Source organism: Nocardia coffeae (assembly GCF_019890715.1).
Taxonomy (GTDB): domain Bacteria; phylum Actinomycetota; class Actinomycetes; order Mycobacteriales; family Mycobacteriaceae; genus Nocardia; species Nocardia jiangxiensis.
The window spans coordinates 64,375-83,890 of the sequence record NZ_JAINZY010000018.1 but is presented as its reverse complement, the minus strand read 5'-3'; the positions used below and the strand labels follow the sequence as shown (position 1 = coordinate 83,890).

General features: G+C 62.9%; 16 protein-coding genes. 9 read left to right on the top strand and 7 right to left on the bottom strand.

Annotated features, from left to right (window positions below; translation table 11 throughout):
• Positions 1 to 5: 5 nt before the first annotated feature.
• Complete coding sequence (locus K7711_RS41125; RefSeq protein ID WP_222977474.1) at positions 6 to 959, bottom strand: SDR family NAD(P)-dependent oxidoreductase; 954 nt, start codon at positions 957 to 959, stop codon at positions 6 to 8.
• 502 nt (positions 960 to 1,461) lie between these two features.
• Here K7711_RS41125 and K7711_RS41120 point away from each other — a divergent pair.
• The 3 genes from K7711_RS41120 (at position 1,462) to K7711_RS41110 (ending at position 5,307) form a co-directional block, all read left to right on the top strand.
• The gene (locus K7711_RS41120; RefSeq protein ID WP_222977473.1) at positions 1,462 to 2,637 is read left to right on the top strand and encodes an LLM class flavin-dependent oxidoreductase; all 1,176 of its coding nucleotides are present in this window, start codon (positions 1,462 to 1,464) and stop codon (positions 2,635 to 2,637) included.
• A 706-nt stretch (positions 2,638 to 3,343) separates the two neighbouring features.
• Positions 3,344 to 4,606, top strand: coding sequence for a phenylacetate--CoA ligase family protein (locus tag K7711_RS41115; protein WP_235748582.1), 1,263 nt, complete (start codon positions 3,344 to 3,346; stop codon positions 4,604 to 4,606).
• Positions 4,603 to 5,307 carry a hypothetical protein gene (locus K7711_RS41110; RefSeq protein WP_222977472.1) on the top strand — a complete coding sequence of 235 codons (705 nt, stop codon included), beginning with the start codon at positions 4,603 to 4,605 and terminating at the stop codon, positions 5,305 to 5,307. The genes K7711_RS41115 and K7711_RS41110 overlap by 4 nt, the downstream gene beginning before the upstream one ends.
• Before the next feature lie 147 nt (positions 5,308 to 5,454).
• Here the strand turns inward: K7711_RS41110 and K7711_RS49460 are convergent, their stop codons facing one another.
• A complete protein-coding gene (locus K7711_RS49460; protein ID WP_372460243.1) occupies positions 5,455 to 5,979 on the bottom strand; it encodes a TetR/AcrR family transcriptional regulator in 525 nt (174 codons plus the stop codon).
• Positions 5,980 to 6,125: 146 nt separating this feature from the next.
• On the bottom strand, positions 6,126 to 6,767 hold the full coding sequence (locus tag K7711_RS41100; RefSeq protein ID WP_222977470.1) for a TetR/AcrR family transcriptional regulator: 642 nt from the start codon (positions 6,765 to 6,767) through the stop codon (positions 6,126 to 6,128).
• Between the two features lie 213 nt (positions 6,768 to 6,980).
• Between K7711_RS41100 and K7711_RS41095 the strand changes: the two genes are divergently transcribed.
• The 4 genes from K7711_RS41095 to K7711_RS41080 all read left to right on the top strand — a co-directional run bounded on the left by K7711_RS41095 (position 6,981) and on the right by K7711_RS41080 (position 11,527).
• Positions 6,981 to 8,447: an aldehyde dehydrogenase family protein gene (locus K7711_RS41095; protein ID WP_222977469.1), complete on the top strand. Its 1,467-nt coding sequence runs from the start codon at positions 6,981 to 6,983 to the stop codon at positions 8,445 to 8,447.
• Between the two features lie 27 nt (positions 8,448 to 8,474).
• On the top strand, positions 8,475 to 9,365 hold the full coding sequence (locus K7711_RS41090; protein WP_222977468.1) for an SDR family NAD(P)-dependent oxidoreductase: 891 nt from the start codon (positions 8,475 to 8,477) through the stop codon (positions 9,363 to 9,365).
• A 378-nt stretch (positions 9,366 to 9,743) separates the two neighbouring features.
• The gene (locus K7711_RS41085; RefSeq protein WP_222977371.1) at positions 9,744 to 10,844 is read left to right on the top strand and encodes an amidohydrolase family protein; all 1,101 of its coding nucleotides are present in this window, start codon (positions 9,744 to 9,746) and stop codon (positions 10,842 to 10,844) included.
• Between the two features lie 107 nt (positions 10,845 to 10,951).
• The gene (locus K7711_RS41080) at positions 10,952 to 11,527 is read left to right on the top strand and encodes a PaaI family thioesterase (protein ID WP_308015181.1); all 576 of its coding nucleotides are present in this window, start codon (positions 10,952 to 10,954) and stop codon (positions 11,525 to 11,527) included.
• Between the two features lie 168 nt (positions 11,528 to 11,695).
• On the opposite strand, the gene K7711_RS41075 is transcribed toward K7711_RS41080, so the two are convergent.
• The gene (locus K7711_RS41075) at positions 11,696 to 13,420 is read right to left on the bottom strand and encodes an N-acyl-D-amino-acid deacylase family protein (protein ID WP_222977466.1); all 1,725 of its coding nucleotides are present in this window, start codon (positions 13,418 to 13,420) and stop codon (positions 11,696 to 11,698) included.
• A gap of 174 nt (positions 13,421 to 13,594) precedes the next feature.
• On the opposite strand from K7711_RS41075, the gene K7711_RS41070 reads away from it, so the two are divergent.
• Positions 13,595 to 14,206, top strand: coding sequence for a TetR/AcrR family transcriptional regulator (locus tag K7711_RS41070; protein WP_222977464.1), 612 nt, complete (start codon positions 13,595 to 13,597; stop codon positions 14,204 to 14,206).
• 142 nt (positions 14,207 to 14,348) lie between these two features.
• On the opposite strand, the gene K7711_RS41065 is transcribed toward K7711_RS41070, so the two are convergent.
• Entirely contained in the window at positions 14,349 to 15,230 is an 882-nt protein-coding gene (locus K7711_RS41065) for a helix-turn-helix domain-containing protein (protein ID WP_222977462.1), read from the bottom strand.
• A gap of 292 nt (positions 15,231 to 15,522) precedes the next feature.
• On the opposite strand from K7711_RS41065, the gene K7711_RS41060 reads away from it, so the two are divergent.
• A complete protein-coding gene (locus K7711_RS41060) occupies positions 15,523 to 16,998 on the top strand; it encodes an MFS transporter (RefSeq protein ID WP_235748596.1) in 1,476 nt (491 codons plus the stop codon).
• A gap of 275 nt (positions 16,999 to 17,273) precedes the next feature.
• Here the strand turns inward: K7711_RS41060 and K7711_RS41055 are convergent, their stop codons facing one another.
• Both K7711_RS41055 and K7711_RS41050 read right to left on the bottom strand, forming a co-directional pair.
• On the bottom strand, positions 17,274 to 18,278 hold the full coding sequence (locus tag K7711_RS41055; RefSeq protein WP_222977459.1) for a TIGR03617 family F420-dependent LLM class oxidoreductase: 1,005 nt from the start codon (positions 18,276 to 18,278) through the stop codon (positions 17,274 to 17,276).
• A gap of 336 nt (positions 18,279 to 18,614) precedes the next feature.
• Entirely contained in the window at positions 18,615 to 19,394 is a 780-nt protein-coding gene (locus K7711_RS41050) for an enoyl-CoA hydratase/isomerase family protein (RefSeq protein ID WP_222977457.1), read from the bottom strand.
• Positions 19,395 to 19,516: the final 122 nt, after the last annotated feature.

Here is a 19,516-nt window from a genome sequence, read left to right as displayed (position 1 = left end):
GGCTTTTACAGGCTGTGGCTGGTGCGGAACGCGGCGTGCTCGGAGGTCGTGCGGGGGACGGCGTAGCCTCGTTCGTCGCACACGCGGTCCCAGTTGTCGCGGATCGCTTCGAGGGTCATGTCCGCCTGGGTGTAGCCGGGTGTGCTCGCAAGGAACCAGCGGGCGACGTTGGTCCCGGTCGTGGTCAGCACTTCACCCGTCACCGGGCACTCCTCATGAACCAGGAAAACCGGTGCCGGCGCCACCTCCTCCGGTTGCCCGCGCCCTTCTTTACCCAGGCTGTTCAGCTGGGAAATACCGGCCCGGTCGCGGATGTCTTTGTCTCCGGCGAGTCTGGTGAACGCCGACGGAACGATCGCGTTCACCTTGATTCCGTGTGCTGCCCCGTTTTCGGCCAGGTTGCGAGTCAGACCGAACAGCCCGCCCTTCGCGGTCGAGTACGCCACGACCGGGGCCGATCCCATCAGAGCTCCGGTAAGAGTCATGACGACCCGCCCATATCCCTGCTCGACAAAATGCGGCCACGCCGCCTGCGTCACGTTGAACGATCCGATCAAGTGGACCTGTAGGTGTCGTTCCAGGGTCTCCAGGGGCAGCGTCGAGACATCCTCTGTAGTGAGGATGCCAGCGTTGTTGATCACGGCGTCGATGCGACCGAAACGATCGACCGTTTCGGCGACAAGCGCCCGCATCGCGACTTGATCGGCAACGCTGGCAGCGTTTCCGAATGCCTCGCCGCCAAGATCCACGATCTCTCGAGCGACCTCGTACGCCGGCCCCGTGTCCTCCCCGCTGCCATCCATAGCGCCACCGAGGTCATTGACCACAACCTTCGCACCCCGCTCGGCCAGCAGCAGCGCCTCAGCGCGTCCGATCGCCCTACCCGCACCTGTGACGATGACGACACGGTCGTCAAATCGCAGCTCACTACCCACGCGCTCAACCTCACTGTCATTCACGGGACGTCTCTTCAGGCTCACTCGATTGTTCGCAAGTAAACCCTAGACGCTCGAATAAGTCAATAATATAACGATATCCGCTGGAACCGGCAGTTGACCACTGCCGGCACGACCGTGGACGTGCATGGTCAGTGTCTTCTGGATGGCTGGTGGCCTCAATGTCATCGAATGGATCCCGAAATCGGCTGCGATTTGTACCAGAGTGGCCCCTGTTCCGGTCGCGGGCGAGGGAACGCGTCGTGACCGAACTCCTTCGGATGCGGCTGGGCGCAGCGGCATCAGATCCGCCTCTCTACGAGTCATCTCGGTTGTCACTTCCGTGCGCGCATGCGCGGAAGTCGTTGCGCCGCAGTGCTGCACGTGCACTTTGACGGTCAGCGTGGCATGCGGGATTCGTTGACGAACGACTTACCGAGTGATACAGTGCACAATGCAGTATATAGCTGTATTAATTGTATAAGTTAGGCGATTGCGGCCTACTCTCTAGGACGGGAGTGAAAGCGTGGGGCAAGCAGTAAAGTTCGGGGTGTCAGGGATTCCTTTTCCGCCGATCGTGAATGTTCTCGCGGCGGCGAAATCGTATGAACAGAGCGGATATGACTTCATCCTGGAGGGGGATCAGCTGAACTTCACCATTCCGCGGTCTATGTGGACGCCTGACATCGTGAAGGCTGCCGACAAGATGGATGTGGATTGGTGGATGGATCCTTGGGTGCTAGCCAGCGCTCAAGCGCTCGTAACCGAGAAGATCCAATTCTGCGTATTGTCGGATGCCCTCAGGCGCACACCGGTCAACCTCGCCCAGTTGCTGCTGTCGATGGATCACGTCTCCAACGGACGGACGGTGTTGACGACCGGAGCTGGTGAGGTCAAGCAGTTCACGCCCTACGGTATTCCACGGAAAAAGCCGTTCGGACATCTCGAGGAATGTGTCAAGATCATCAAGATGTTCTGCGACAGTTCGGATCCCATCGATTATGAAGGCCCGATCTGGAACCTGAAAGACGCCATACTGGCGCTGCCGCCGGTCGACAAGACCCGCACACCCGACATCTGGGTAGCAGGAGGGCCGGGGCGCTCGATCGAGATCACTGGAAAGCATGCCGACGGGTGGATGTCGTACTTCCCAGGGTGTGGGAGCGCCGAGCAGTTCGCCGAACTACGCGCCGGGGCGCGGCGGCACGCCGAGGAAGCCGGCCGCGACCCCGACAGCCTGTCGTTTTGCGGTCTGTTCCTCTGCCTGCTGGAAGAGAATGAGGCGGCAGTCGAGGAGCTGACCCACAATCTGGCGTTGCGGTGGGATGCAGCCGTGATGGCACCCAGTGGGGCTTCCTGGCGTCAATGGAATCCCAACAATCCTCCCCACCCGCTGGGCGACGACTTCTCCTACGCGCGAGATCTGATTCCCATGGAGTGGGAACGCGACGAGGCTATCCGGATCGCCGAGAGCGTTCCCCCGGAAGTAGTGCGCCAGTCGAAGTTCACGGGAATGCCCGAACAGGTCGCCGCGCAGATTGCGCCCTACCTCAAAGAGGGCATCACGCACTGCGTGGTAGTCAACTACGGCCAGGCAGTCACCACGGGGGATTGGGGCGAAAGCATCACAAAAGCGACACTGTTGCTCGACACGAACCGTCATCTCGGCATGCAGGTGAATCCAGCCACCGCGAACGCATAACGGCTCCCACACGGAAGGAGAGGATCGGCAAAGTAGCCGAGCGAGTGCATGAAGATGCCGAACGCCAACGCAAATTGAGGTTGCGGATATGTGTTGCCATGCCAACGGGCACAAGAACGGCTTCCTCTCCTTTGACACTTGTAGCGGGCCGAACCAGCGGTGCAACATTTCAGGACGCGGTCCACAATCGGTCATCGGTTCCGTTGTACGGGGCCGATGACCGCCGGGCGCGGCCGAACGAGGAGTCCGGCCGGTCGACGGACTGGACGGCGTGAACACGCAGCGGCAGCTGGCCGCGCGACCGAACCGAGCGTGTGACCCGCTCCCGCTCCTACCGGAGAGCCAAAGGCGGTAGCTGGAGTTCGCCAGTGGGTCGATGAAGCGGCGCCGGCACGGGTGCCGGGTCGCCGTGTGGCACCGGCAACCGCGGTCGTCGCTCCGATGCTCGACTGGGATCGACCCCCGCTTGCCTAAAGAGCTATATGATTGTAATATTTCAAACGCCTTGCCGTCAGGGTTAGGTCGGAACAAGGTTCCATGGGCAGCGGTTTCCGCCAGGGTTACGGTGTGATTCGTATCTCTCCGGCGGCGTGTTGCTGTGTGAACACACGGAGGTCGACTCGACTTGGATGCATCTCTGTCCATCGCTTCCAGCTCGGAAGCGAGCGAAGCAGGCCGGCGGTTCTTTCAGCCGGAAATCGAAACAATGCCGCGTGATCAATTGCGGGCGTTGCAGGAACGCCGGGTGCTCGAACTCGTGCATGTCGCTTACGAGAAATCGCCGTTCTATCGCGAGCTGTGGTCGGCTGCGGGTATCGAACCGGGTATGGTGCGCTCGCTCGATGACTTCGAACGACTGATACCCACATTCACCAAGGACGATCTGCGGGCATATCGGAATCACACAGGTGACCCGTTCGGCGGTCTGCTGCAGGTGCCGAGAACACGGCTGACATCGGTCATGTCGACCTCGGGCACTACCGGTGCGCCCGAACTGATTCCAGAAATCTGGGAATCGGTGCCGCCGTTGCCGGCCTGCTCGACTCGCGATCTCTGGGAGCTCGGTCTGCGTCCGGGCGATCGCGTGCTCGTTCCGGCGGGTGCGTTCCGCGGGTTCTACGACACCTTCTTCCGCAAGATGGGACTGGTCCCGATCTATATCGACACGTGGATCGGCCACGGGGCCGAGGTCCTCGAGGCCGCCCGGCGGTTCCGGCCGGCGTACATGCAGCTAATGATGCCCACGTTGCTGGAATTCGAGCGGCTGGCCGGGACATACGACATCAGGGAGGCGTTGTCCTCGTTCAAAGGCGCGGCGTTCGCGGGTCAGCCGCTCGGAAAAGCGCTGGCGGACAAGGTGCGTGACGAATGGGGCATCGAGTTGTTCGTCTACGGCAGTGCCGGTGATACCGGCACCGCGTGGGAGTGCCGCGAGCACAACGGATATCACCTGTGGGAGGACCTGGTCCTGCCCGAACTCCTCGATACCGACAATGACCGTGCCGTCGACTCCGGGGACATCGGTGAGCTGACCGCGACCGACCTGGACAACAAGGCAGCTCCCCTGATCCGCTTCCGCAGCGGGGATCTTGTCCGGCTCGACCGCTCGACCTGCGGGTGCGGGCGCACGCACGCACGGCAGTGGGTGATCGGCCGCCGCGGCGACGAGACTGTCGTCGCAGGCAAACCCGTTGTGGTCAGCGAGGTCTGGGCGGCGATCGAGAGTCAGGACGAGACACACGACGGCCTGTTCCAGATCATTCGCTCCACCCGGGTGGCCGACCGGTTGCGCCTGCGTGTCGGGTATCAGTCGGTGAGCGAGGTGGATCTCGATGACCTGAGTGCCAGGTTGCAGACGGTGGTCTCCGAACGCGTTGGCGTGCGACCGGAGATCGAGCTGGTTTCGGTCGATGACCTCGTCGCCCGTAGTTCCAGTGTCGCCAAGTTTCCGAGGGTGGTGAAGGAATGAGCCGGGATTCGATGGCTGCGGCCATGGCGGGCCGGCATCCTCAGCTGGCCGGTATCGCCCAGTTCGTGCAGCGCGACGGGGCCAAGGTCACCTTTGATATCGGCTGGCCGGAGCTCGAGCGCGACACGCTCTGGGCTCAGCGGTTGATCGAGGTCTGCGGGCTTGCCGGTGGTGATCATGTTCTGGTTACAGGCCGCAATGCTGAAGGGCCATGGCTGAATCCGCTGGTCGATGCATTGAGAGCGGGCAGAATCACGTTCAGCACTGCTGAGCCCTATGGCTGGGATGCCAAGCGCAGCGCGACATTCTTGTCTCTGCTGCCCATCAACGCAGTCATCGGGCTGAGCGGGGAATCCGCTCAGGGGCTCACCGCCGACGAGCAGATCGTCGAGCGCTTGGCGAAGGTGCCGTTGATCTGGGCTCGGCCCGATGGCGTCGGGCCCCTGCGCGAGGTCGGCGTGGAACCGGCGACGATCGCGATGCTTGGACCGGCACTGGCCGCCGAATGCTCCCCACGCAGTGGGCTTCACCTCGATCCGGACGAGTGGCGGGTGGAGCGAGCTATCGATGGCCTGACCTTGACAGTTGTCGGAGATCGAGCGTTCGCCAGGCGCGATATCGCGCTGGGGGTGGACGGCGAGGTCGATCCCACTCCGTGCCGGTGTGGTCTGCCCGGACCGCGCGTGCGACTCGTGTACTGACCAAGGACCCGGGGCGGCGGGCCTCGCAATGAAGATCACTCCCTCGAAGTCGAGATGTGGTTGTTCCGCTACCAGCATTGGTCGTGGCAGAAAGTCGGCCGTAGTCGGTGCTCGGATACGGTCGTCGAATTCGGGCCGGGTCAGCCGCTAGCGATGATCAACGACAGCTGTGCCGCCAGGGTGGCTGCGTCGGTGTTCTCTAGAGATGTCACCCAACGTGGTGGGGGCACGGCTTCTCCCCACCTGAGGTCGTCGGGATGGCTCGAGAAAGCTTTTCTGCAGTGGGCTTCGATGAACCGGTCTATCGATGGCCGAGTGCGCGCATAACCAAAGCGTGGACGTCAGCGAGCAGGTTGTGTACGGGATATCGATCTTGTAGGACAGCCATGTGCGGAGTTGTTCGGATACCGATGCTATCGGGTCTGTCCGGTCCTGGAGTTGACGGTCGATATGTCGTACATCGTGCTCGGGCAAAGCGAATATCAGGTGGGCTTTGCTCGGGAACCGGCGATAGAGAGGCGTCGTCGAGGTGCCGGATGCTGCCAGAACCTGTCGAACCTTCAGCGATCGGAACCGTGACCGCTCGAGCACACGCGATGCCGCAGTGAGAATTCCGCCGCGTCTCGGAATGCCGCGCTGAAGGCATGTATTCGGCGTACCGAGTTCGTGCACTTCGCAAGCGGTGACGAACGGCTGCACGCCCAGCCTCGTTCGAATGAGTCATTTAATTGTGTTATAACATCAGGCGCGGCACAGTCGATCAGAGCGGTATTTCCCGATTGCGGCCGACTTGGCGACCTACCGCTCGCCGTGTGGTTTCATCGACCGGCCGTGCTCCCTGCCGCCGCAGTGGCGTAACCGGACCCGGACAAGATGTATCGTGCCAGTTCCACAGGGATTTCGGCATCCTCGGTATCCAGAGGGAACAGCGCGTCACCCGCGAGCGCGGCACCCAGGATGAGCGCCACTGTGAGCCGGACCGATGCACGGATGTCGTTCGTCGCCTGTCTTCCGTTTGCGGCCAAGTTGTAGCGATTGACGCCATCGATCAGGGCGTGCAGGCAGGGAGCGAGCGGCGAGTCCTCCGCTGTGACCGCATGTTCGCTGGCGCCCGCGGCCAGTGAAACCAGGATTTGACGATTGGTGTAGCACAGTTCGTACAGGCCTCGGGCGAACCGGACGGTGACATCCCATGGAGTTCGCGGATCGTCGCCCAAGGTGTCGGCGAAGTTGTTCATGAACTCGACCAGCGGTGCCGCTGCGGTGGAGCGAAACAACTCCGGTTTGGATACGAAGTGGCGGAACACCATCGACTCGGTCACTCTCGCACGGCGTGCTACCGACCGGATGGTCGTCCGCTCGAAGCCGTTCTCGGCGAACTCTGCGGAAGCGGCGTCGGCGATGAGCTGCTTGACCTCTGCGGATGATCGCCGCTTGCGGCCGACGCTGGTTGTCTCCATTGCTCGATGGTTGCACAACGGAGATAGGGAGTCGAACTCCCTTGACAACTAGCCAGGTTTACAGTTAGATTATTAAGGAGATTCGCGTCACACTTGCTGGTGTCTGACGATCCCTCGCTCAGTGCCCGGGCGCTCTTTCGCGCCTCGTGGACGCAGCGAACTCCGCTGACGCGACTACTCGATTCATCTAGAACAATATGAGGAGATCGTAAGATGCCCACGATCGAAGGTCGGCTTTTCATCGATGGTGAATTCCGTGAGGCGCGATCCGGACGTCGGTATGACGTGATCAACCCGGCGGACGAATCGGTGATCGCCCAGGCGGCGGATGCCGGCGTCGAGGACGTCGATGATGCGATCACCGCGGCCCGGCGCTTCGCGGACAGCTCCGATTGGGGGCGCGATCACGAATTCCGGCGCAAATGCCTGGTCCAGCTGCAAGAGGGTTTGCGAGCACGCTCGGACGACATCAAGGCGCTGCTCACCGCAGAGGGCGGCATCGTCGTTTCGAACATGTCGACCCAGGTTGATGTGATGATCGAAGGGATGGATTTCTTCAACGATCTGATCACCTCGTTCCAGTGGGAGGAAGACCTTCCGGCATTCGACATCCTGGGCAACCGCAGCCTGCGAAGGATCTGCTACGAGCCCTACGGCGTCGTCGGCGCGATCACGCCCTGGAATGCGCCGTTCATGACCGCGATCTGGAAGGTGCACCACGCGCTGGCCACCGGCAACTCGGTCATCCTCAAGAGCGCTCCGGATACCCCGCTGACCGCGGCACTGTTGGCTCGGGTCGTGAGTGAGTCCACGGATATCCCGAAGGGCGCCTATCATGCGATCAGTTCGGCGGACAAGGCGATTGTCGGCGATGCCATGACCGCTGACCAGCGCATCGGTCTGTACCACTTCACCGGGTCGCCCGGTGTCGGGCAACGGATCGCCGAGCGCGCTGCGAACGGAATCCGGCACAGCGTGCTCGAACTGGGCGGCAAGTCGGCGAATGTCGTTCTGCCGGACGCGAACCTGGATATGGCTTGCGGGTTGGGCATGGCGATGTGCATGTCCAACAGCGGCCAGGGCTGCGCGCTGGCCACCCGCATGGTGGTGCACGCGGACGTCTATGACGAAGTCCTCGCCCGGTTGCAGCCGATGATTGCCAACCTGGCGTGGGGTGATCCTACCGATCCGGCGAACATGGTCGGGCCGATCATCCGCGCGGAGCAGCTCGAGCGGATCGAAGGTCTGGTCGATCGCGCGGTCGCCGATGGTGCGCGGCTGCTGGCCGGCGGTAAGCGGAGTAACCGCTTCGAGCGCGGTTTCTGGTATGAGCCCACCCTGCTGGTCGACGTGGATGAGAACTCCGAGATCGCGCAGACCGAGGTGTTCGGTCCGGTGCTGTCGGTGATTCGCTACGAGGGTGACGACGACGAGGCGGTGCGCGTGGCGAACAACTCTCGTTACGGTCTGTCTGCTTATGTCCAGTCCTCCGATGAGGAGCGGGCCTGGAAGGTCGCGCACAAGCTCGAGGCCGGAACGGTCAACATCAACAACTCCTTCTACCTTTCGCCCGACGCGCCGTTCGGCGGCTACGGCATCAGCGGTGACGGCGTGGAGCATGGTGTCGCGGGATTCCGGGAGTACCTGCGGATCAAGTCCATTGCCAGCCCCGAACACTGATATCGCGCCGTTTCAGGAGGCAACCGAATGCGTATGCGGGACAAAGTAGTTGCGATCACCGGATCGGGGTCCGGACTCGGCCGAGAGGGTGCCCTGATGTTCGCGGCCGAAGGCGCACGAGTGGTCGTCAGCGATGTAGTGCCGGGCCGTGCGGAGAAAGTTGTCGGTGAGATTCAGGCGCAAGGCGGGACCGCCACTGCGGTGGACGCGGACGTGCGAGTCGAAGCCCAGATGAATCAACTGGTCGAAGCCACTGTGGCAGCGTACGGCCGGATCGATGTGATGTGGGCCAACGCCGGCATCCCCGAGCCCGGTTTCGGTATGCAGCCGCTGGCGGATTCGTCGCTGGAAGACTGGAACAACATCTTCGCGGTGAACACCACCGGTATCTATCTGGCGTGGAAAGCCGCCGCCAAGTGGATGATCGCCAACGAGTCCGGCGGTGCGCTCCTGGCGACCTCCTCGGCCGCCTCGTTCACCGCCTACCCGGGCTTTCCGATGTACACCGCCTCGAAGGCGGCGGTGAATGGTCTGGTGCGTGCGGCCGCGCTGGAGTTCGGCAAGTTCGGGATTCGCGCGAACGCGCTGTGTCCGACGCACGGTATGTCGGTGAATTTCGCTCTCGCGCCGAATGCGGAAGTACTGGGTAAGTCTTACGAGGAGATGTCCCCGTGGGATCCTGACAACCGGGCCATGCCGCTGCGCCTGGATCGTCCGCCGGTGTTGCGGGACAACGCGAATCTTGCGTTGTTCCTGGCTTCGGACGAGTCGGGTTACATGTCCGGACAGACCATTTCGTCGGCTGACGGCGGACAGTTTGCCCGGACCTCAATCATCTTCCCGACCGATCTCGGAAAGAGTGACGACATCACCTCGGGCTCGATTCCTGACGACGTTCGCGACCAGATCGACCGTTGATTCCCAGGCTCCCACCCGGATCGCCCGGGTGGGGAGCCCGTGTAGTCGGTGCCGGCCTCGCTCAATGAGACGGCCTGATACAAACTGCCAGCACCGGATGGTGTTCGATTCATCGCCCTATCCGCACCGCCTCGGCCTGAAGCCTGGACGGTTCAACACGCCATCGCCACTGGTCACACCCGGAATCCCGGCACTTCGGCCGCCAACTACGAAACTCGGAAGTGCGCGACACAGGAGCGGAGGTTGCGCCTGCAGAACGGTGTTCTCCGTGTGAAGCGGCAAGTCACCTGTACACGATGCCCTCTTTTCGTTACAGTGTAAAGAAACTGTCGGTCCGAGGCCGTTCGGTCCGGGAGTGACTCGATTGAGGAGGGACACATGACAGCGGTGATGCGTGCTGATCAGGGGCGGGTCGGCGAGGGTAAGATTTGGGCGCACTCGGGTGATTCGCATTTGATGGAGCCGGAGGATTTGTGGACTTCGCGGTTGTCGAAGCGGTTCGCGGATCGGGCGCCGCGTTCGGAGCGTGGTGAGAAGTACGAGATTCTCTATATCGATGGTATGCAGATCGATCGTCAGTTGAATGATTTCATGGACTCGATTCGTCCGCCGGGGTTCAGGGATCTTCGGATCCGGTTGCGTGATCTGGATCAGGAAGGTGTGCGTAACCAGTTGGCGTTCCCGTCGATGGGTTTCTGGGTCTGCAACATCCGTGATGCCGAGTTGGAGAATGCGGTGGCTCGGGCGTGGAACGACTGGGCCATGGAGGAGGTGATGGGTGAGCAGGATCGGGTTTTCGCCCCCGCGATTGTGCCGTTGAGGGATGTCGACAACGCGGTGGCTGAGGTGGAGCGTGCTGCGGAGATGGGTTTTCGGGCGCTGTATTTCCCGTGTGGTATTGATGATGATCGGGCTTGGGGGTTGGATCTGTGGGAGCCGTTGTGGGCGGTGGCTGAGGAGTTGAAGCTGCCGCTGTGCTGGCATATCGGCACCGGTGGGGTGAATGTGGTGTATCGCGGTCCGGGTGGTGCGGTGGTGAATTATATGGAGACTACTTATCCGGGTATGCGGGTGGTGTCGCATCTGGTGGCTGGTGGTGCGCTCGATCGGCATCCGGATTTGAAGGTGCTCATCGCGGAGGGTGGTGCGGGTTGGGTGCCTGCGATCGGTGATCGGATGGATGAGGGTTATCGGCAGCACGGGATGTTCGTGCGTCCGAGGTTGTCGCGTCTTCCCAGTGAGATCATCCGTCAGCAGGTGTATGCGTCGTTCCAGCATGATGTCAGTGCGGTGCAGATCATTGAGGACACCGGTTATGACAATGTGTTGTGGGGTGATGATTACCCGCATTTGGAGGGTACGTACGGGCACACTCAGGACACGTTGCGGTCGATCTTCGATGGTGTCGAGGTCGAGATCCGTGATCGGGTGCTGCATGGAACGTTCGAGGAACTCTTCCCCACAACCACAACCGCCTGAGCGGTGGGCCGCGAGCGCTACGCGCCTCGTGCCCGGTCGCATCTCGTTACTGCTCGATGGCTGCGGGGAGCAGCCATCGAGCGTCTCGCAGTCGAAGGGAGGACCTCGTGAACGACGTCGAAAAATCCAGGGGCACAGCAGGTGTCGATTTCAACGAGACCACCGTAACGATGGACCGGAACGATCTCTCATCGCCGTTTTACGCCCCGAAATCGCCGAGCGGTATGCATCTTTGCCACGGCTGCCGTCGCTTGAATCGCTGCCGTTTCGGGATCGAGAACGAGAGTCTCGACGAATCCGGCGTTGTGATCAGCCGGGTGGTGTGCTCTTCGGAGCATGAGGGGGGACCGCAGGTGGCGCACGGCGGGTGGACTGCCGGCGTCATGGACGAATTGGTGGGACACACACTGGTTCTGAATCGCGAGTTCGGAGTTACTGGGACGCTCAGTGTCAAGTTCGTACGGCCGGTGCCTGTTGGGTGGCCACTGATCGGCCGAGCACGGATCGAAGATGCCGAGAACCGCAAGGTGTTCGTCTGGGCAACCTTGGAACTGGAAAGCTCCGGAGCGATCCTGGCCGAGGCTGACGCAATCATGATTAAACGGCCCGAGACTCACTTCGAACAGCATTATCAGTGGCTCGAGACGCAAGCGGACCCGCAGGATCAGCGTTCCCGTAGCTGACGTCGATTCGAGGTCAGGATGCGTTCTGCCCGAACAACACTCGGTTCGAGCAATCAATGACCGAGTAGGGCGGGCGGTGCCTTGCCGACCTCGGTGCAATCATCGATGGGTACACATCACCGCCACCGCCCGCCTCGGCTCCGGTTCGCGAAGCTGTCGGGTGGTGCTCTACGTCGCAGGTGCGGTTCGACCGCCCCTGATGAGTACGCCAGGTCGAGCAGTGGTCGGCCTGCCGTTGTGGGCGATCAGTTGGCCCGTGACGATTGTCGCTACGTAGCCGTCGGCTTTCTGGTCCAGGCGGCGTCGCCCGCCGGGCAGGTCGTAGGTGACTACTGGTTTGTGCAGGTGCAGGGCCTGTGCGTCGATGATGTTCAGGTCTGCCTTGTAGCCCACTGCGATCCGGCCGCGGTCGTGCAGACCCGCCACTCGGGCCGGCACCGAGGTCAACTCGCGTACGGCTTGTGGAAGTGGCAGTGTGCCGGGGACTCGATCGCGTACCCAGTGTGTGAGCATGTAGGTGGGAAAGCTTGCATCACAAATCATTCCGTAGTGTGCGCCGCCGTCGCCGAGCCCGAGTACGACATCGTCGCGGGGGATCAGCTCGGCGACGGTGTCCAGTGAGGAATTGCGGAAGTTGCCGAGCGCGACGAGCAGCATGGCGTGGCCATTGTCGTCGAGTAGGCGATCGTATGCCTCTTCGAGCGGGCTCACGTTGCGCGTGCGTGCTCGGGCGGCGATGCTCTGTGATGCGTCGGGCTCGTAGTTCGGCGGGTCGCCGAGAGGGAAGATCCAGTCCCAGTTCTGCGCCGCGGACATCAGGGGATGTCCCTCCGTGTTGGGAGCGTCGTTCAGGATGCGTTCGCGCACTTCGGGTTTGCGCATCTCGGTGACTCGCTCGTCCAACGGCAGATCGGCGAGCTGCCGGTAGCTCGGGTAGAGCACGAAGGGGTTACCCGAGAGCTCGAGTCCGAGCATCAGGCCGATCGGCCGGGGAAACACCTGGGCGGTGACAGTGCCACCGGTGGAGTTGGCGCGTTCGACCAGCGCCATCGCGTCGCGGAAGTGAGCGGGCCCCTCATTGCCGATGCCGAGGGTGAACGTCACCGGCAGCTCGACGTCGGCGGCTATGTCGAACACCGCCTCGAGGGTGGCTTCGTAACCGCTTTCCGTGACGTCGGGCACGAATTGGATCAGTCCGCCTCCGGCGTCCTTGACGCCACGGGCGATCGCTTCGATCTCTTCGCGGCCGACGTCGTAACTCGGGATGGCCCGGCCGCTTTCGGTTTTGTGGATCGCGGTGCGGGAGGAAGCGAACCCCAGCGCGCCGGCCTCGATCGCCTCGGCCGCCAGTTTACGCATCAAGGCCAGGTCCTCGGCGGTGGCCGGTTCGCGGTCCGCGCCGCGCTGCCCCATCGCGTATACCCGCAGCGGGGAATGCGGCAGCAATGCGGCGACGTCGATATCGCGCGGGCGGGCCGCCACCGTGTCGAGGAATTCAGGGAAGGTCTCCCAGGTCCACGGCAATCCCTCGACCATCACGACGCCCGGAATGTCCTCCACTCCGGCCATCACATCGACCAGAGTGTCGTGGTCCTCGGCCCGGCACGGGGCGAAACCCACGCCGCAATTGCCCATCACAGCAGTGGTGACACCGTGCGCCGAGGACGGTGTCATCCGCTCCGACCAGATCGCCTGCCCGTCGTAATGCGTGTGCAGGTCCACGAATCCCGGCGTGACCAGTAAGCCCGAAGCATCGATCTCACGCGTGGCATGCCCGTCGACCACCCCCACCACAACGATCACACCATCAGTGACCGCTACATCACCGGTAAACGGCTCACCACCCGAGCCATCCACAATGCTCCCGTTACGAATGATCAAGTCGTACTTCATATTTCGCACCCACTTTCAGTCGAACTCGCTGGCATCGTCGTCGTCAACCGTCGCCCTCGGAGGTCTTGCGAAACCGGCGCGCGTCGCGCAGTCGAACTACCTCCCCCGAGGCTTTAGGTGACACTCATGAGTGTATTTGCTGTCACTCATGAGTGTCAAAGTAACGTTGTCGGTGTGTCCGACCTTCAGGAGAGCAAACGGCAGGCCACCGTGGAACACCTGGTTCGTGCGGCAACCCGTGCCCTGGTCGACCGCGGCCTCGACGCCACGGTGGACGATGTCGCGCAACATGCCGGCGTCAGCCGCCGAACTGTGTTCCGTTACTTCGCCACCCGAGATGATCTGCTGGCGGCAGCGATTCTGGCAGGACTTCCTGCGTTCGACGCGAACCTTCCACAGCACGACCGCGAGACGGACTGGCGGGCCTGGGTATCGGCGCTGTGTGACGTCATCCATGGCATGAACAGCGAAGTCAGCCGCATGCTCTGGGACTTGATGACCCGGCACGACAAGTCCGAAGTGCTGGCCGCCGCCGCCGAGGAGATCGACAGCTACCGGCGCAAACGCAACGACAACGTCGCGGTCACTCTCTGGCGCGCGCTCGGCTGCACCGGCTCGCCCGCGGCAGGATTGCTACACACCGTGAACGCGCACCTGAGTCCGTTCTTCACCATGGCGGTCATTCGCGACGCGAACGGGGACCGGGCGCTGGCAGCCGAGCTCGCCGAGTCGGCGATCGTCGATGCCGCTGAGCGTTATCGCACACAGCACGCCGCAATGGGCTGATCGGCAGACGTTCGCAACAGCGCCCGCCGTCGCATACCCGCTGTGCCGATTTCTTCCTTTTGATGGAGGAGAAACCCCCTGCTCCTCACAGACGCTGCTGTGATGCAGGGGTTTCTGCACAACGCCGGGCTGGGGCCAAAGATCATGGCCGATCTTGCGTTGCGGGCGTCTTCGCGTCAATCCGGTGGGGAACGGCGGCCCAGGACGCGAGCAGGCGCAGGGCATCCTCGGAGGGTGACCCAGGTTCCGCCGTCCACATGATGATCCCTTGGTCGGGGTCGGCTGCCCAGGACATGACGTTCCAGTCGAGCAGCAGGTCACCAACCACCGGATGCCGCAGGTGTTTTCGACCCGCGTCTCGGGTGGCGACGTCGTGGTCGGCCCACCATCGCCGGAACTGCGGGTAGCAGGCGGACAGTTCCGTCACGAGCGCCTTCAGTTGCGGATCATCGGGGTTCTGCGAGTTGTGCCGCCGCATCTGGGCGATACCCAGACGCGTGACCTCCTCCCAGTCCGCATACAGGCTGCGCAACGCGGGGTCGGCGAACAACATCCGAATGTAATAGCGCTGGTCCTCCGGGATCTTGGCGAAGTCGGTGACCAGCGCCGCGCCCATGGCATTCCAAGCGAGGACCTCGGTACGGGGTCCGAAGGCCCATGCGGGTGTGTGCGCCATGTCATCCAGCACCCGCTGAAGCTGGCACTGGACCCGCAGGCGGGCGGAGGGCGGACGCGGCGGACAATAGGTACCAGCGAGTTCGTATAGGTAGGTCCGCTGGTCGTCATCCAGGCGGAGCACTCGGGCCAGGGAGGCGAGTACCGAGGGCGACGCCTCTATGCGGCCCTGCTCCAGCCGACGGTAGTAGTCCGTGCTGATCGCGGCGAGTACCGCGACCTCCTCGCGACGTAGACCGGGTACTCGTCGTCCGAGGCTGTGGGGCAAGCCGGCAGTGGCAGGGGGCAGCTCAGCGCGGCGGGTCTTGAGGAACTCTCCCAGGTCGTTGCGGCGGGATTCGCGAGCCATGGCACCAGCTTGGCATCAGCCGACGAAATTGTCAGGTCACGCGTGTTCAGTCGCGTGGCGATGCTGGATCGCTCCGACCGGCGGTCTGAAGGCCCGAGGCTTGGCGTCTGCCTTGTCGGCATTGATTCCACTCTTTTAAACAATTGTTGGGCTGGAACGTCGTTCCCATCCCAACTACTTCTGTTGCTGTTTAGGCTGGTCCGGCGTCATCCGAACGCTGATCCAGCCGGAAAGTCCGGCGACTCCTGCGACATGACAATCTGTCATTTCCTATGTCTAAGAGGTGGTCTCGATGTCCGAGCCCAAAGTCGTGCCCGTTTCACCCCCACCCGATGAGGCGCCTGGGCGTCTGCGTAACTACCTGATGCTGATCGGCTCGGTGCTGGTGCTGGTCGAGCTCAACGCTATGTGCGTCCAGATGGTCGTTCCTGCCCTACGACCGATGGCCCACGACTTCCCGGTCGCCGGTCTCGGCTGGGTCCTCACGATCGTCAGCCTGATCGGTGCAGCAGTGATGCCGCTCGGGGGCAAGCTCGCGGACAAACTCCAGCTGCGTCCGCTCATCAGCGGTGTAGGTGCGCTGTTCTTCGTCGGCAACGTACTGTGCGCGATATCGACGAGCTTCGCATTGCTGATGGTTGGCAGGGCGTTACAGGCCGTCATGCTGGTCATGCCGGCCATCGCATACTGCATCTTCCGCGATTTGCTTCCCGCACGGCTACTTCCGGTCGCACTCGGTTCGCTTGGTACCGGACTCGGCCTCGCAGGACTGGTGGGGCCGATTTTGGCCGGCGCTCTGATCGATGGGCTCGGTTACCGTTCGGTTTTCTGGTTCTTCGCGATCTATGTCGTGGTTGTGACCCCCATCGTGTGTTGGCAGATCCCGCGCAAGACCGACCGTAAGGTCGTGACAGGCAAGATCGATCTGCCCGGTGTCGCAAGCCTTTCCGTTGGCATCGGACTTGTCCTGCTGGGCCTGACACAGGGCAGCGAGTGGGGATGGACCGCACCGGGTACCCTGGGCTCGCTGGTCGTCGGCCTACTACTGTTGGCTCTGTTCGTACGGATCGAGAGCAGGGCCAGCGACCCGATCGTGGACCTGCGTGCGTTCCGCACGCCCGCTATCACATTGACTCTGATCGTCGGGTTCCTGGGGATAGTGCCGATCATCGCCTTCTCCTTCGCGGTTCCGCAGCTGCTGCAGACGCCTAAGGATGCCGGATTGCCCTTCGCATTCGGGTTCGGAGCCCTCGCCGTCGGCGTGGCCATGATTCCTTACGGTGCGGTCGGGATGATCCTCGGACCGGTGGGCGGCGCGCTTGCCCGCAGGATCCCGATCCGGCTCGTGATGGTTGCGAGCCTGGCCCTTCTCGGGGCTGGGATGGTGTTGATCGCACTGTTTCACGCCAGTCTGATCGCCATCATCGTGTGGACCCTGATCATCGGGGCCGGCTTCGGACTGTTCTGGGCAGCCCAGCCCAACCTCATGGTCGAGGCCGTACCACACGATCAGACCGGTGTCAGCGCTGGAGTGCAGACCTCTGTCTTCGCATTGGCGACGGCTGTGACCTCGGCACTCGTCGGGACAACTCTGGCCAACCATGTGGTCGCCGAGGGCCGGGAGGGCCCGGTCTACGGGGACACCGCGTTCGTGATCATCTTCGTCGGCGGCGCAGTCGCCGTCGCGCTCGGCATCGTTGTCACACTCGCGATGAAACACGGCCGAGCACCGGCTTCCGGAGGTTCCGCGGTGCCGACCACGCATTGAATCAGAAGTTGCCGGGGGTTGCCGACCCGCAGGATCGGCAACCCCCGGAGCGTCGATGGCTTCGATCGGTCCAATCGAACGTCGCATTGCTCGGCCACCCGCATCCGAGGTGGCGCGCGGCGAGGTTGCAGCATCCGATGGCAGACTCGTCACGACTACTTCGATAGATGCCGCGCATGCCAGTAGACATCTCCGAAATTGACAGCGATAGACCAGGTGCTGTGACACGACGATGTCACAGTTCTCAACCGCCGCACAGGTGCCAGCGGCCGGTGTTATCCCGCCCTCAGCTGTTCCCGAATGGTGATGAGCACCTCGCGGTCGATTTCGTTCTTGAGGTACAGGTGCATTCGGGTGAAGACTCCCTGGTAGCGGTTCAGGACCGCGTCCGCGACCTCGTCCGGTTCGGCAACCACGGCAAAGGTATCGAGCACCTCATCGTCGATGAGCCCGCCCATCTCCTTCCAGCGGCCTGCCTTGGTCATCGCATTCAGCTCGGTCTGGAGGTCGCCCCAACCGTGGAGTTCCAGCACGGGACGATAGGCAGGGGTAGCGGCGTAAAATGCGATCTGCTCGCGCATGCCTGCAGCGGACGCGGCCATCTGCTCCTCGGTGACCCCGGTGACTACGAACGGCAGGCCGCTGATCTCGAAATCGTCGAGGTTGCGGCCCACCTTCCCGCGACCCTGACGCAGATTCGGGACGACCACCTCGCGCAGATAGCGCTCGGTGGCGAATCCGTGGCACATGAAGCCGTCGGCAACCTCACCAGCGAGGCCGGTCATCTTGGCACCGACGCCTGCCAACAGCACCGGAGGTGGACCGTAAGGGTTCGGGCCAGGGTTGAAGAACGGCGTCATCAATGTGTGAGAGTAATAGTCGCCCTGGAAGTCGAGCTTCTCGCCGTCATGCCATGAGCGCCAGATGGCCTGGACGGCCAGCACGAACTCGCGCATCTGCCCGATCGGCTGCACCCACGGCATCGAGAAGCGGCGAGTGATGTGTGCCTTGACCTGTGCCCCGAGACCGAGCAGCAGGCGGCCCTCGCTGACGAGTTGGAGGTCGTTGGCCGTCATCGCGAGCGTCATCGGCGAGCGCGCCAGCGCGATGGCGACGCCGGTGCCGAGCTGTAGCCGTGACGTGGACTGCGCCGCCAACGCGATGGAGACGAACGGGTCATGGCCGGTCTCACCGAACCAGATTGCGTCGTACCCGTCCTTCTCGGCCGACACAGCGGATTCTGGACTGAGCGACTGCTCGGCAGTGACGTCGACCCTCATGCGGTCACCGTGCCCGCGACCGCAGCCGCCTGGGAACCCTGCAACAGACGACCGACAACGCGCCCAGCCTCAGCAGGAAAGCGATCGAATCTCATGAGAGCACCTCTTCCAGATGATCATGGCAACCGCTCGCCGCCATGCGCCAAATATAGATTAAATATATATACAAATACAATCTGACTTCGGCTGCCACTGACATATGTCCTTCGTATCGCCCCTCGCAGGCGGCGGTCACCCGCATCGGGCCGGGGGAGACGCCGGGTGCGAATCACTGCTGATCGAGCCTGCCTCGCCTATGTAGGAGCTAGGCGAGCCAGGTGGCCTATGCGGTGCCGATCATTGGGAGCCGCTGCGCGGACCGTTGTGGCGGAATGATTCGGTGGCCTGGTCGATGTCCCCTGCATACACCGCCAGGACCTGCGTCCGGTTCTCCAGCATGACAGCCTCCCGCAGGCTGCTGGCTGTAGCCGTCGTGCGCAGCATTTCCTTGGTCAGCCGGATGCCGAACGCCGGGTTGTTCGCCACCGTACGAGCAAGCGCGCATGCCTCGGCCAGGACGTCCTCAGGGTCGACAACGCGATTGACGAAACCCCACTCCAGAGCCTCGATGGCGTCGAAGCGGCGCCCGGTGAACAGCAACTCCGTTGCGCGAGCCCGGCCGAGTGACTGTGGCAGCAGCCAACTCAGCCCCATCTCACCACCGGAGACGCCGATACGGACGTTGGCCACCGCGAAGTGCGCGACGGTGGACGCCACGCGCAAGTCGCATGCGGCGGCGAGCGCGAGCCCACCGCCGGCGGCTGGCCCGTTGACAGCGGCGACCACCGGAACCGGGAGCTCGTGCAGGCGGACCGCCATGTCGGCCAGGCGCTGTTGGCCTCGATAGAGGTCGGCTGAGGTCCGCCGACCGAGGTTCGCGGTGAGCTTCAGGTCGGCCCCTGCGCAGAAGCCGCGGCCGGCGCCGGTGAGCACCACCGCCCGCACCCCGGGTTCTGCCTCGACGCGGTCCAGCGCGGTGTGCATCGCAGCGACGAAGGAGTCCTCGATCGCATTGAGCCGGTCGGGACGGTTCAGGGTAATCCCGAACAGAGCGTCGTCGATGCGCTCGACGAGCACGGAATCATTCACAACGCCTCCTGGTGCGAAAGGTTCTCGGCCGCTGTTCGACAGTCGCGCTCGAGGCTGCGCATATCGAAAAACGCACCGATGTGCATGAGCGGTAACTCCCTTCTGGGGCT

Coding starts and splice junctions, on each gene's coding strand:
- K7711_RS41065 (WP_222977462.1), bottom strand. CDS start 15,230: ATGGCTCGCGAATCCCGCCGCAACGACCTGGGAGAGTTCCTCAAGACC.
- K7711_RS41055 (WP_222977459.1), bottom strand. CDS start 18,278: ATGAGGGTCGACGTCACTGCCGAGCAGTCGCTCAGTCCAGAATCCGCT.
- K7711_RS41060 (WP_235748596.1), top strand. CDS start 15,523: ATGTCCGAGCCCAAAGTCGTGCCCGTTTCACCCCCACCCGATGAGGCG.
- K7711_RS41100 (WP_222977470.1), bottom strand. CDS start 6,767: ATGGAGACAACCAGCGTCGGCCGCAAGCGGCGATCATCCGCAGAGGTC.
- K7711_RS41085 (WP_222977371.1), top strand. CDS start 9,744: ATGACAGCGGTGATGCGTGCTGATCAGGGGCGGGTCGGCGAGGGTAAG.
- K7711_RS41075 (WP_222977466.1), bottom strand. CDS start 13,420: ATGAAGTACGACTTGATCATTCGTAACGGGAGCATTGTGGATGGCTCG.
- K7711_RS41115 (WP_235748582.1), top strand. CDS start 3,344: ATGCCGCGTGATCAATTGCGGGCGTTGCAGGAACGCCGGGTGCTCGAA.
- K7711_RS41110 (WP_222977472.1), top strand. CDS start 4,603: ATGAGCCGGGATTCGATGGCTGCGGCCATGGCGGGCCGGCATCCTCAG.
- K7711_RS41090 (WP_222977468.1), top strand. CDS start 8,475: ATGCGTATGCGGGACAAAGTAGTTGCGATCACCGGATCGGGGTCCGGA.
- K7711_RS41095 (WP_222977469.1), top strand. CDS start 6,981: ATGCCCACGATCGAAGGTCGGCTTTTCATCGATGGTGAATTCCGTGAG.